At 60.2% G+C, this 12,860-nt stretch carries 13 protein-coding genes and 1 pseudogene; 3 read left to right on the top strand and 11 right to left on the bottom strand.

Annotated elements, in window-relative coordinates; genetic code table 11:
• Positions 1-125 precede the first annotated feature (125 nt).
• The 3 genes from ACA041_RS01930 (at position 126) to ACA041_RS01920 (ending at position 3,352) form a co-directional block, all read left to right on the top strand.
• Positions 126-1,370, top strand: coding sequence for an MFS transporter (locus ACA041_RS01930; RefSeq protein WP_497441991.1), 1,245 nt, complete (start codon positions 126-128; stop codon positions 1,368-1,370).
• Between the two features lie 78 nt (positions 1,371-1,448).
• Positions 1,449-2,714: an AAA family ATPase gene (locus ACA041_RS01925; protein ID WP_497439638.1), complete on the top strand. Its 1,266-nt coding sequence runs from the start codon at positions 1,449-1,451 to the stop codon at positions 2,712-2,714.
• Positions 2,711-3,352 (top strand): retron system putative HNH endonuclease, encoded by a 642-nt coding sequence (locus ACA041_RS01920; protein ID WP_497439637.1) that lies wholly within the window; start codon positions 2,711-2,713, stop codon positions 3,350-3,352. Before ACA041_RS01925 ends, ACA041_RS01920 begins: the two co-directional genes overlap by 4 nt.
• A gap of 102 nt (positions 3,353-3,454) precedes the next feature.
• Here ACA041_RS01920 and ACA041_RS01915 read toward each other — a convergent pair whose 3' ends face one another.
• From ACA041_RS01915 to ACA041_RS01865, 11 genes and pseudogenes are all read right to left on the bottom strand, one after another.
• Complete coding sequence (locus tag ACA041_RS01915; protein ID WP_497439636.1) at positions 3,455-3,886, bottom strand: type II secretion system protein M; 432 nt, start codon at positions 3,884-3,886, stop codon at positions 3,455-3,457.
• Entirely contained in the window at positions 3,883-4,989 is a 1,107-nt protein-coding gene (gene gspL / locus ACA041_RS01910) for a type II secretion system protein GspL (protein ID WP_497439635.1), read from the bottom strand. The genes ACA041_RS01915 and gspL overlap by 4 nt, the downstream gene beginning before the upstream one ends.
• The gene (locus ACA041_RS01905) at positions 4,986-5,837 is read right to left on the bottom strand and encodes a type II secretion system protein GspK (protein ID WP_497439634.1); all 852 of its coding nucleotides are present in this window, start codon (positions 5,835-5,837) and stop codon (positions 4,986-4,988) included. The genes gspL and ACA041_RS01905 overlap by 4 nt, the downstream gene beginning before the upstream one ends.
• Positions 5,834-6,376 carry a type II secretion system protein GspJ gene (locus tag ACA041_RS01900; RefSeq protein WP_497439633.1) on the bottom strand — a complete coding sequence of 181 codons (543 nt, stop codon included), beginning with the start codon at positions 6,374-6,376 and terminating at the stop codon, positions 5,834-5,836. The genes ACA041_RS01905 and ACA041_RS01900 overlap by 4 nt, the downstream gene beginning before the upstream one ends.
• Positions 6,369-6,752: a type II secretion system minor pseudopilin GspI gene (gspI, locus tag ACA041_RS01895; RefSeq protein ID WP_497439632.1), complete on the bottom strand. Its 384-nt coding sequence runs from the start codon at positions 6,750-6,752 to the stop codon at positions 6,369-6,371. The genes ACA041_RS01900 and gspI overlap by 8 nt, the downstream gene beginning before the upstream one ends.
• Complete coding sequence (gene gspH / locus ACA041_RS01890; protein WP_497439631.1) at positions 6,745-7,212, bottom strand: type II secretion system minor pseudopilin GspH; 468 nt, start codon at positions 7,210-7,212, stop codon at positions 6,745-6,747. Before gspH ends, gspI begins: the two co-directional genes overlap by 8 nt.
• Before the next feature lie 3 nt (positions 7,213-7,215).
• A pseudogene (gene gspG / locus ACA041_RS01885) lies at positions 7,216-7,670 on the bottom strand (type II secretion system major pseudopilin GspG).
• Positions 7,671-7,673: 3 nt separating this feature from the next.
• The gene (gene gspF / locus ACA041_RS01880; protein ID WP_497439630.1) at positions 7,674-8,885 is read right to left on the bottom strand and encodes a type II secretion system inner membrane protein GspF; all 1,212 of its coding nucleotides are present in this window, start codon (positions 8,883-8,885) and stop codon (positions 7,674-7,676) included.
• A gap of 3 nt (positions 8,886-8,888) precedes the next feature.
• Positions 8,889-10,370, bottom strand: coding sequence for a type II secretion system ATPase GspE (gspE, locus tag ACA041_RS01875; protein WP_497439629.1), 1,482 nt, complete (start codon positions 10,368-10,370; stop codon positions 8,889-8,891).
• Complete coding sequence (gspD, locus tag ACA041_RS01870) at positions 10,367-12,295, bottom strand: type II secretion system secretin GspD (protein WP_497439628.1); 1,929 nt, start codon at positions 12,293-12,295, stop codon at positions 10,367-10,369. Before gspD ends, gspE begins: the two co-directional genes overlap by 4 nt.
• Before the next feature lie 8 nt (positions 12,296-12,303).
• The gene (locus ACA041_RS01865; protein ID WP_497441990.1) at positions 12,304-12,828 is read right to left on the bottom strand and encodes a type II secretion system protein N; all 525 of its coding nucleotides are present in this window, start codon (positions 12,826-12,828) and stop codon (positions 12,304-12,306) included.
• Between the last annotated feature and the right edge of the window lie 32 nt (positions 12,829-12,860).

The raw sequence follows: 12,860 nt of genomic DNA, 5'->3' as shown, positions 1-12,860 counted from the left end.
CTCAAACAGATCGAACAATATATTGGATTGAATCATTAGGCAGCTATATGCTTTTTCCATTGCCTGACCGGCTGCGCTCTCCGAGGTCTGAAGTGAAAACTGTTGTCGCCCCACTCGCCCATGAAATTCCCCCCGCCGCGCTGGACGATGTCGTCGCCGAACTAAAGGAGATTTACATCGAGAAAGGCACCCCGATGTTCATGCGCACGGTGCTGGCACTGTTCTGCGGCGGCTTCGCGACCTTTGCCCTGCTCTACTGCGTGCAGCCGATGATGCCGCTGCTGTCCCACGAGTATTCCATCAACGCGGCCCAGAGCAGCCTCATCCTCTCGGTGGCCACTGGCATGTTGGCCATCGGCTTGTTGATCACGGGTCCCCTCTCCGACCGCGTAGGGCGTAAACCGGTCATGGTGGCGGCGCTGTTCGCCGCGGCCCTGTGCACCATCGCCAGTTCAATGATGCCAAGCTGGCACGGCGTGTTGCTGATGCGCGCGCTGATAGGTTTGTCGTTGAGTGGTCTGGCAGCGGTTGCCATGACGTACTTGAGCGAAGAAATCCACCCGCAGCACATCGGGCTCGCCATGGGTCTCTACATCGGCGGCAACGCCATCGGCGGGATGAGCGGGCGCCTGATTACCGGGGTGTTAATCGACTTCGTCAGCTGGCACATGGCGATGCTGGTGATCGGCGGCCTGGCGCTGATCGCGGCGGCGGTGTTCTGGAAAATCCTTCCAGAATCGCGCAACTTCCGCCCTCGCTCGCTACACCCGCGCAGCCTGCTGGACGGCTTCACCATGCACTTTCGCGATGCCGGCCTGCCGCTGTTGTTCCTCGAAGCCTTTGTGCTGATGGGCGCGTTTGTCACCCTGTTCAACTACATCGGTTATCGCCTGCTGGCCGAGCCGTATCACATGGACCAGGCCTTCGTCGGGCTGCTTTCGGTGGTGTACCTGTCGGGCATCTACAGCTCGGCGAAAGTCGGCGCCCTGGCCGACAGACTCGGCCGGCGCAAAATGCTCTGGGCCACCATCGCGCTGATGATCGCCGGCCTCGCCCTGACCCTGTTCACGGCGTTGCCGATGGTAATCATCGGCATGCTGATTTTCACCTTCGGCTTCTTCGGCGCCCATTCGGTGGCCAGCAGCTGGATCGGCCGCCGTGCGCTCAAAGCCAAGGGGCAGGCGTCGTCGCTGTACCTGTTCAGCTATTACGCCGGGTCGAGCATTGCCGGCACGGCGGGTGGGGTGTTCTGGCACTTGGGCGGGTGGAACGGGATTGGGCTGTTTATCGGCGCGTTGCTGGTGGTGGCGCTGGTGGTGGCGTTGAAACTGTCAAAGCTGCCGCTACTGCCGGGCATCGCACAGGTTTAGCCACAACTGCGCCCTAGCGGTAATCGCGAGCCAAGGTACACTGACGACATTCGTCAGTCTTGGTAAAGGGAAGCCAGAATGCGCCTGGACCGTCTTCACATTCAGAATTTTCGTTGCTACGAAGATGCCACTTTCGACTTTCAGCCGGGCTTCAATCTGGTGGTGGGGGTTAATGGGAGCGGGAAGACTTCGTTGTTGCAGGCGGTGGCCCTTTGTTTCAGAAATTTTGTTGGTTCCTTAGGGAGACCCGCTCCACCGCTAGCAGATGAAGATGTGCGATCGGTTATCCAAAAATTCGAAGATCGGCTTCGATTTGAAAGAGCTTACCCGCTGCAGGTAAATGCTACTGGAGCTGCATTTGGCTTTAACACTTGGGACGTGTCTAAAGATCGCAATGGTGTATCAGCAAGCTTTGACGTAAATATTAATATAGCTATTACGAAGCACCTTGAGCTTATAGACTCAGGAAACACTCTTGATCTCCCGATAATTGCCGTATACCAAGCAAATCGCAGATGGCTATCGGGCAAATCTTCAGTGGAGTCTGCTATTAAGCAGCAACCTTCACGGCTTGATGCTTATATAAATTGGTTTGATGCAGCCGCAAACATACAAGAGTTCGAAAACTGGGTTATAGGAAAGACGCTTGAACGGCTTCAGAGAATGTCGCGATCAGGCCCTCGAGAATATTTTGATGACGAATTGCAATGGGTAAATTCGACATTGAAAATTGCAATACCTGAGTCACAAGGTATTGAATACGATTTAGATTTGCGCAACTTAGTCGTAACCATCGAAAACAAATCAATTATTTTCAGCGATCTAAGTGATGGTCAACGGGGAATGATTGCCCTCGTAGCTGATATTGCACGACGTATTTGTCTCCTAAACCCACAAATGGGAAGCAAAGTGCTGGCGCTAACTACTGGCGTGATCATCATTGATGAACTGGACATCCACCTTCACCCTGCATGGCAACGCAGCATAGTGTCGGTGCTCAGAAATGCTTTTCCAAAAGTCCAGTTCATCACGGCCAGTCACTCACCACAAATCATCGGCAGCCTGAAACCCGAAGAAGTCATTATCCTGAATGATGGCGATCCCTCTCATCCTCGGGTCACCTACGGTCTCGACTCAAGTCGCGTCCTCGAGGAGGTTATGGACGTACCACAACGTGAGCCGGAGGTTGAAGTTCTGCTCTTGGAGCTATTCTCCACGCTGGAAGATAACGACCTTGCAAAAGCCAAACTACTGCTTCAGGCACTCAAGAAAAAAGCTCCAGATCTGCCCGAGTTTCTAAGAGCTGAAGCATTGCTCAAGCGTAAGGAGATCATTGGCCGATGAAGCGAGTGATCAAAGGAACTGAGCCCGCATCATTTCTTCAGTGGAAAGCATTAGCGAATGAAGAGTGGACACCTTCTTACTCTGTGCTGCGTAACCCAGAGAAACAAACCCTGCACGAGAGCCTGCTCCGCGAACAAGGTTATGTCTGTTGTTACTGCGGAAATAAAATCAGCCTGCAATCCAGCCATATAGAGCATTTCCGCCCCCAAAATCCCTTCGATCATTTGGACCTGGAGTACACCAATCTCCATGCTTCCTGCCAAGGTGAGACCGAAGACCCAAAACCCGCCCACTGCGGACACAGCAAGGGAAACAGATTCTCCGAGCACTCTCACATATCGCCGTTAGAAGAGGACTGTGAGAGCCAATTCAGATTCACGCTGATTGGCCAAATAGAAAGCGCGCACGCCGATACACCCGCCAAGAACATGATCAACCTACTCGCACTCGACATCAGTTTTCTTAACAACCGACGTAAAGAAAAGCTGGAGGGCATCTTCGATGACGACTTTCTGGCTGACTTTGCCGTCGAAGAACTTGAAGCGATCATTCATCGATACCGTCATCCGCAATATGGCCAGCATGACGCCTTCGACCACGTCATCGCCCGCTATGCAGAACAATTACTAGGTCGGTAAAAAACACAACCTGCTTATCGGCGCGCTGCGGGTTGTGGGTTGTGGGTTGCTGGTCGCGTTGAAGCTGGCGCGTCTGGCCCTGCTTCCGGGGAAGTAGCTCGCCTACCTGAGCACTACCCGCGCCTCGAGTACGGCGTCTCGCTTTTCCAGGGTCAGCGATTGCAGGGCAACGCCGTCCCGCTCGACACGGTCCAGCCATTGCAGCAAAGCCTTCGCGTCCCCGCTAAGGGTCAGGCGCAGCAAGTCGTTGTCGGTATCCATCTGGTGCAGTTCGAGACCTGCCGCCGTGACGCTTTCACTGACGCGCAATGACAAGGGGCGGTCAGTAACGACGGGAATGGTGTCCCGGGGTTGCGCCTGTTGCACTTGCGCCGCCAGGGTCAATTGCTGCTGATATTGGCGCTCGACTGTTTCAAGCCGCTGGCGGGTCGGCTGCCAGACCAAACTGAATGCCGCGACGGCCAGAATAAAAACCCCCATGACCGACACCAGCCGTTGCTCGCGAGTGGACATGCGCTGCCATGCTGCCTTCATGTGTCTTCCTCCACTATCAATGTCGCCCGCACGCTATTGCGCTCTTTGCTCGCACTGTCGAGCCTGACGGGCAAGCCTTGCTGTCGCCCACGTTCTCGCAGCTGCTCGAGCTCGGCGAAGCTGTTGGCGGTCAGCTGGATTTTCCAGCCGCTGCCCTGGCGAAACTCGATGCGCTGGACTTCGACATGGCTGGCGCCGATGACCTGCTCGGTCAGATTGACCAGGCTTGCGATACGCGTGTTCTGCGGTTGCGCGCGCTGACTCTGGAGCGCTTTGAGCTGCGTTGCCAGGTCGACGATACGGCCCTGTTCAGGGTAAAGCGCCTTGAACCGTTGTTCGTTCCGGGAATAGAGCTGGCGGGTTTCGTTATCCAGAAAACGGATTCGCATTTCACTGGTGCCCCAGCTCAGCATCAACAGCATCAGCAGCGCCAAGCCACCGAGACGCCAGGGCAGAGGCTTTCCACGCGAGGCGAATGTCCCCTGCAGCAGGTCGATGGCTTGCGAGGGGCGGTTTGCCAGCCATTGATCGACAGCGACCGAGTCCTGTCGCTCGTCGAACCATTGAATGTCCGCAGGCAAAGCCGTCCTGAGCAAAGTCAAACTGTCATCCGACACGGCCACCCGCGCCGGCATGCCGCCCCCCAACAGCCATCGACCAAACCACCACACACCCAACGCCTGATCTCCAGGCAATACGTCGGCATCGACGTAGACCGAACGCACCGCGATACCGGACGCGGCCAGCAACGCGAGCACTTCGGCGAATCGCGCCTGGTCGATCACCATCACCGGGTAGTGCCCCTCTCGGTCACGAGCGCCGACGCTCAAATGCAGCAGCTCCAGCGCCTCGCTCAGTTGATCCTCAACCGCAAACGCAACGGCCTGCGCTCCGGGCTGGCGCCTGGAGGGCCATGGATCGCTGCGTACCCAACTGCATAATTCCATGGGCAGCAGCAGATCGACCGCCTGCCTGTTCAGTGCCTGCGCAGCTTGATGCAAGGGCATGGGCTGTCGTTGGCCCGTGGAGGACCATACACAGCAGGGCCAGTCAGCCGAGGGAGCGGCAAGACCTTGCGCAGTCAGGTATAGCCAGGTGTTCATCGCGGCATCTCGTTGGCACTCGAAGGAAGAAAACGTCTTTGCAGGATGCTCAATTGGCGAGTATCGGGGTCGCGCTCGACGTCGGTGGCCAGCCGCAGGGAGCCCTGTCCCCGGGTAACCTGAACCGTGATCCGGTACCAGCGACTGCTGACGCCAAGACCGTGACTGCTCAGGCCCGATCCGGACAGCAAGGGGTCTTGGGTGAAGGCCTGGACACTTGCCCATGCAGTCGTCGAGCGCTGACGAAGCAATGCGTCGGCAGTCGCGGCTTCCATACCATCGAGCATCCTCAACACCAACGCCGGTGCAGTATTGATGTTCAGGACGGCGTCCTTGGGTAACAACGCCACCCAGGGTTCCAGTCGACGCAGTGATGGACCGTCCATACCCGGCAACAGGCGCAATTGACTCAACTCGCGCAACGCGCCCACTTGGCTCAGCTCCAGCGGTGGCAGTTCAAGCAAGGCCAACAAGCGTGCCCAGCGGTTAAGAGTGACCTGGTCGACCTGGCCCTGAGTCAACAACGCATTGAGATTGAAGCGCCCGGCCAAGTCCTCGATGACCACGCGAATCAGCGTGTCTTCAATGTCGAAATCGGGGGCCAATCGGGCCCAATCCTGGGTCAGATCGACGGTCTTTTGCGGGTCCCGCGCAGCTTCCTGCAACTGCAACAGCGCCCAGGTTTCCCCGGCTACACCGAGTTGACGCAGGTGTAACTGCTGCAATTGTTGTCCACTGCTTTGCAACAACAAGCGGTGGTTGTGCAGTAAACCACCCGTGATCAACAGCGCCAGGCTCATGACCAGCAGGACGCTGATCAACGCAATACCCCGTTGCCGCCCGCTCACGGCAGCGCGCCCGGCAATAGCAACACTCGGCGAATCGACTCGAAACGCCCCGCCGAAAATTGCGCTTCCACCGCCAATGGTGCTTTCACGCCCTGCCCGGTCGGCCAATCACTGCGCCAGCCGGACTGGCTATCGAACAGCCGCCAGCTCAAGGCTCGAACATCGTCGAGCAGTTTTTGCCGCTGTACGATCGGCGAACCCTCCCCTTGGCTGTCGCGCCACAGCGCACCGTCGTCGAGACGATAGGTCAGCGTCTGGCGCTCGCTGCGAGGTTGGTCCAGCGGGTTGCGCCAGTTGCTGCGTTGCCACTGCAACCGCGTCTGCGTGAGTGCCACCGGTTGCTCGGTGATGTGCAACAGGTCCCGTTCGATCGTCGCTATCGCCCGTTGCAGGCTTCTGAATTCACGTTCGTGCGCCGCCGTGCCCTGCTGCACACGCACCACGCCATCGAACAGCCCCCAACTGGCAAGGCCCAGCAACGCGAAAATCGCCATGGCAATCACCAGCTCCAGCAAGGTGAACCCGCTCTGGTTACTCATGACGATTGGGTATCCAGCCGTTGGCACGGTGCAAGGTCTGCTCGCCACCGGATAGGCTGACGAGAATCTCGACCTGGAGCAGGCGCGGGTCGTTCGCGACACTGAGGTGCTGGCGCAGTAACCAGTCGCGGCGATCCATGTGCACGACCTGTTGCTGTTGTCCGGCAGCCACCCCGGTTTGCAGGCGCAGTTCATTCAACCGGTTATCCGCCAGCCATGCCGCGAGCAGTCGTTCTTCGACCCCGCCGGTTTGCTTCAAGACGTATTGGCTGGCGGACAGTACGGCCGCTGCCAGGGTCGCGAAGATTGCCAGGGCCACCATGATTTCCAGCAGCGTGAACCCGCCCATGCGCGCGACAAAGCGCCGACTAGCCATCGATCACAGGTTCCCCTATGCCGTCGCTGGACAGGCTCAGCCAGGTCGCGTCCTGAGAGGCGAAGGTCAGTGTGAAGGCGCTGGTCTCGTCGCTGCTGAGCATCAACAACTGCGGCGGACCCTCGTCGGCACCGAGGCTTACAGGATGCCCGTCCTGTTCAAGCCGCAGCCGCAGGTTTTCGGGCCATGGATACAAGGCCGTCACCGGTTCCCAGCCCCGGACATCGAGCCGCATCGCCCGATAGCCGTCGGAACTCAGCCGCAGGCCATGCTCTTGGCCTGCGAGTACCGCCCTCTCACGCAATTGATGAATCATCCGCACGATCCCGTCCGCTTCCTGCCGGGCCTGACGCATCGGATTCGGCCCGGTGGCAAAGCTCACCATGCCCAGCAGCACGCCGATCAAAACGATCACGATCATCAGCTCGAGTAAGGTAAACCCCCGGCAATGGCAGCGCATCTGTCAACCGCCCCAGTTACCGATGTCTGCCGCATGCCCTTCGCCTCCGGCCACACCGTCGGAACCCAAGGAGTACAGGTCGAAGTTGCCGTCGGCCGATCGCACCCCCGGATTGAGGTATTGATAGGGCGTGCCCCAAGGGTCCACAGGCAGGCTTTTCAGGTAACCCTGAGGGTTCCAGTTCCTCGCTGCAGGTGTGCCGGACGGACGCTTGACCAGGGCGTCCAGACCTTGCTGAGTCGAGGGGTATTGGAAATTGTCGAGGCGATACATTTCCAGCGCCGTAGAGATCGCTTGAATATCAATCTTGGCGGCAGTGACCTTGGCCTGATCCGGACGGCTCATGAACTGCGGACCACGATGGCCCCCAGGATGCCGATGATGACCACCACCACCATGATTTCGATCAGGGTAAAACCGCGCTGGGCGGCAGGAGCATTTTTGCGTACAGGTTGCATGGGTTAATTCACCAATTGGTTGAGGCTCAGAATCGGCAGGAGGACGGCCATGACGATCAGCAGCACGACGCCGCCCATCAGCACCAGCATGGCCGGCTCGAACAGGCTCACCACCAGGGCGATGCGCGCGGCCAGGCTGCTTTCCTGTTGCTCGGCGGCGCGGGCCAGCATGCGATCGAGCTCACCGGCCCGTTCGCCGCTGGCGATCATGTGCAGCATCATCGGCGGAATGTCGCCGCTCTGTTCCAGGCCGCGAGTCAGGGTTCCGCCTTCGCGGACCGAGCTGGCAACATCGAGCATCCGCGCGCGAATGGTCAGGTTGCCGATGACGGCGGCGGCGATTTCCAGCGCGTCCACCAGGGGCACGGCGCTTTGGCCGAGAATGGACAGGGTGCTGGCGAACCGCGCCGCTTCCATCGCTCGCAATACTTCGCCGATCAGCGGAATGTTCAAAGCCAGGCGATGCCAGCGCAGACGCAAGGTCGGTTGGCGCAGGCTCCAGCGCCAGAGACCGACCAGCGATGCCAGCGCCCCCAGTAACAGCAGGCCATGGTGACGCAGGGCATCGCTCAGACCGATCAGCGCCCGGGTCAGCCAGGGCAGCTGCTGGCCGCTGTCGACGAAAATCTTCACCACGTCCGGTACCACGTAACCGAGCAGAAAGCCGACGATCGCCACGCTGGCCAGCATCAGGATCAGCGGGTACACCAAGGCCATCTGGATTTTTTGCCGCGAAGCCTGGCGGGCCTGGGTATAGGCCGCCAGTTGTTCCAGCACATGGCCCAAGTGGCCGGAACGCTCCCCGGCGGCGACGGTGGCGCGGAACAATTCGGGAAAAGCCCTGGGGAACAGGCCCAGCGCCGTTGCCAGGGCATGACCTTCCATCACTCGGCTCCTGACCGCCGATAACAAGCCGGCAACCCTGCGCCGCGCACTCTGTTTCGCCATCGCCTCGAGCGCTTCTTCCAGGGGCAAACCGGCCTGCACGAGGGTCGACAGTTGCAAGGTCAGCAGCGCCAGTTCCGCCGCTTTCAGTCGCCCGCCACGAGGCTGGGTATTGCAACCGCCCCCCGTCGTTGCGACCTCGCTCAATGTGCGTGGCCACAAGCCGCGGTCTCGCATCAGTTGTCGGGCATGACGAGGGCTGTCGGCTTCCAGTCGGCCCTTGCAAGGACGTCCCCGGGCATCGTCAGCGCGATAGTCGAAAGTCGGCACTGGCTAGTCCTCCTGGGTTACGCGCAATAACTCGTCAAGGCTGGTCAAGCCATCGAGCACCCGTTGTCGGCCGTCCTGGAACAGGCTGCGCGATACCTTGCGCGTCTCGTCTGCCAACGCCTGCTCGCTGGCGCCCTGGTGGATCAACGCCGACACCGCCGGCGTGACGCTGATGAGCTCGTAGATGCCGAGCCGTCCGCGATAACCGTGCTGACACTGCTCACACCCCACAGCTTTGAACAGTGCCGGTGGCATTGTCGCGTCGAGCCCAAGGCGCTCGCAGGCCGCCGCATCCGCGATGTACGGAGCCTTGCAATGAGGACACAAGGTACGCAGCAAGCGCTGGGCCAGAATGCCCACCAGCGATGACGCCAACAGGTAGGCATCGACGCCCATGTCCACCAGCCGTGTCACCGCGCCGATGGCGCTGTTGGTGTGTAATGTCGAGAGCACCAGATGCCCGGTCAGGGAAGCCTGGACGGCAATCTCCGCCGTCTCCCGGTCACGAATCTCACCGACCATCACCACGTCAGGATCCTGGCGCAGGATCGCCCGCAGGCCTCGGGCAAACGTCATATCGACTTTCGGGTTGACCGGCATCTGACCGACGCCAGGAAGGTGGTATTCGATGGGGTCTTCGACGGTGAGGATGTTGCGGGTCTGGTCATTCAGACTGCTCAGCGCGGCATACAGGCTGGTGGTCTTGCCGGAACCGGTGGGACCGGTGACCAGCAGAATGCCGTGAGGTTTGCCCAACAGTTGGCGCAGGGAGGCGAGGGTGTCGTGCGGCATGCCCAGTCGCGCCAACTCCAGGCGCCCGGCCTGTTTGTCGAGCAGGCGCAGCACCACGCGCTCACCGTGTGCCGATGGCAGGGTCGAGACTCGCACATCGACTTCGTGCCCGGCCAGTCGCAGGGCCATCCGACCATCCTGAGGGACTCGCTTTTCAGCAATATCCAGACGCGCCATGACCTTGATCCGCGACACCAGCAGCGTTGCCAGTTCACGCCGGGGCTTGAGCATTTCCCGCAGTTGGCCGTCGACCCGCATGCGCACCGACACAGAGTGCTCGAAGGTTTCCAGGTGCACGTCCGACGCTTGTTCGCGCACCGCTTCGCTGAGCAGTGCGTTGATCAGCCGGATGATCGGCGCATCGCCCTGCTGCTCCAGCAGATCGGCGGTCTGCGGGACCTGATCCACCAGGCTGAGCAGGTCCAGTTCTTCGTCCAGCCCCTGGGCGACCTGCTCGGCCGCGCTCTGACCTTCGCGGTAGGCAGCCGCCAGGCGCGCAGCAAACACGCCGGGTTCGAGCATTCGCACCGGCAGGTCCCGGCCACACACCCGGCGCGCTTCCGCCAGGGCCGTGAGCGGTGTATCGGCACGCAGGGCCAGGCTCACCGCAGATCCTTCGTGTTCCAGCAGCACGCCAAATCGTCGGGCGAAACCGAAGGGCAATTGCTCGCACAGCTCAGCCGGTCGGGTCATGGCTTGACCGGCGTTGGCTTGCGCAAATCGAACACAGGCGCGTCGGTTGCCGGCTCGAACAACTGTCGCGATTCGGCTGGCAGCAGCAGCGAGTTGTTCTGACCCACGCCCGGTTGACTCAGTTCGCGCAACGCGTTGTAACGCTGCTGGCTGATATCGACCAGGTCTTCCTTGCTGCGAACGATGGTGGGCCGCAGGAAGACCATCAGATTACTTTTGGTCTGGGTGTCCCGGCTCCAGCGAAACAGCGCGCCCAGGTAGGGAATGTCGCGCAGCAGCGGCACCCCGCTCTTTTGCGTGCGCACGCTGTCGCGGATCAGGCCGCCGATCACGATGATCTCGCCGTCATCAGCCAGAATGGTGCTCTTGAGCGCGCGTTTGTTGGTGATCAGGTCCGAGGAGTCGACGCCCGACACCGAGGGCGCGACGTCCGACACCTCTTGTTCGACCTCCAGCCGCAACGTCGAACCGTCATTGATGTAGGGCTTGATCTTCAGGCTGATGCCTACATCCTTGCGTTCGACGGTGGTAAAGGGGTTTTCTGCGCCGTTGCTGTTGGTGGCATAGGAGCCGGTCTTGAAGGGCACGTTCTGGCCGACAATGATTTCCGCTTCCTGATTGTCCAGGGTCAACAGGCTCGGCGTAGAGAGCAGGTTACTTCGCGTGTTGCTGGCCAGGGCTGAAATCAATGCGCCGAAACGGTCACCGCCCAACTGCAGGATCGCGCCTTCGGGCGCCGCTTTCTTCTCGTCGAAATTCAGCCCGCCGACGATCGGGATGTCGGTACCGGGGAAGTTGATGAAGCCTTTGGCATCACCGGTACTCACGCCCCACTGAACGCCCACGGCTTCGGCAATGTCCCCGGAAATCTCGACGATGGCGGCATGGATCAATACCTGCGCCCGAGGCTGGTCCAGCTGGCGCACAATGTTTTCAATGGTCCTGAGTTGCGCCGACTCGGCAATCACCACCAGTGCATTCTGGCTTTCGTCGGCCTTGATCATGAATGTCGTGCCAGACGAGCTCTCCTTGGCGCCGCCAAGGGCCGGCGCCTGTTTTCTGCCCTGCCCCATCGTTTCCAGTACTTCGGCCAATTGCTTGGCATCGCTGTGGCGCAGCCGGATCACTCGGGCATTGTCGAGGGTCGCGGTGGCCGGGATGTCGAGACGGCCGGCCAGGTCGACCAAACGTTGGCGAACCGTCGGCGGGCCGATGAAGATCAGGCGGTTGGTTCTGGCGTCGGTCAGTACCTGGATCGCGGTATCGGCGTTTCGTTTGCCCAGGGAAGCTTCAATGACGGGAGCCACGTCTACGGCCTGGGCGTGACGCAGTTGCACCACGGCATGCAGGTTGTTCTGCCCGGAATCCAGCTGTCGGACCACCCGATCAATGCGTTTCACATTGGCCGCCGTGTCGGTGACCACCAATGCATTGGCCGACACTGATGGGCCGACATAACCATTGGCCGACACCAGTGGCCGGACCAGCCCGGCGATATCGGCGGCGCTGCCGGTATTGAGTTCGATCACGCGGGTGATGAACTGCGAGGCCGTGGCGTTCTTCGCAGCGTCTTGTCCGGCCCGGGTCTTGGCTTCCGTCACCGGGGTAATCAGGATCCGGTCGCCCTCGTCGATCACCGTAAAGTTGTGGGCATTGAGCACCGAGTAAAACAACCGGCGCACACCCTCACGGTCAAGGGCCTGATGGGATATGACGGTGATACGCCCGGACACCCTGGGATCGAGCACCACGGTGGTCCCGAGAATGCCGGAAAATTCTTCGACGATGTCGCGCAACTCAGCGTTGTTCATCGCCAGCTGCCATTTTTCTTCCTCAGCCCGAAGCGCGCCATGGAAAAACGCAATAGCCAGGACAACGAGAAGAAACAAGGAGCGCAGGGCGTGCGCGCCAATGAAGCTGTTCATGGATCTGATCACTCTGGCTGCCCCGAGAGCGGGCGTAGATAACGCGAGGAAATAGCGGGTAGTTGCGGGTCGGCTGGCGATTCGAACCTGCGCAGCAATCGCGTGGCACCTGGCTGCAGCGTCAATAGTTCTTCCCGGCCCTTGTTCCAGAGCACCACTTGGTTCGACTCGACCCGACGCAGGACACTGCCGCCAGGCAAGCGTTCGCCCACCTGGTAAATTCGCGAGCCTTGGGAATCGGCCAGCAGCGCCTTGGACAAACCTGTGCCGAGGATAAAACTCGCCTGCAAGGTCAGCGGTTCAGCGCTGGGCAACAACGCGGTTTCAGCCGTCAGACCGAGCACCGTTGCAACCGCTGTTGTATCAATGGGCGCACGGGACGGCGGCGTTATGGTTGCTGCAACCGTGGGCAACGGTGAAGCCAGACTTTCCCGAAAGCGCCACTCTTGCCACACCAGGAACGCCCCGCAGCCGATGGGCAATAGCAGCAGGCCGCCTTTGCACAGGCGCATCCCGAGCCCCGCCCTGTCCATCGACGAAAACTTCACGAGCCGCTCATGCCAGG

The organism is Pseudomonas sp. LBUM1676 (assembly GCF_059695605.1).
Note: the sequence above shows the minus strand (reverse complement) of the source record. Positions and strands in the feature narration are given on the sequence as shown.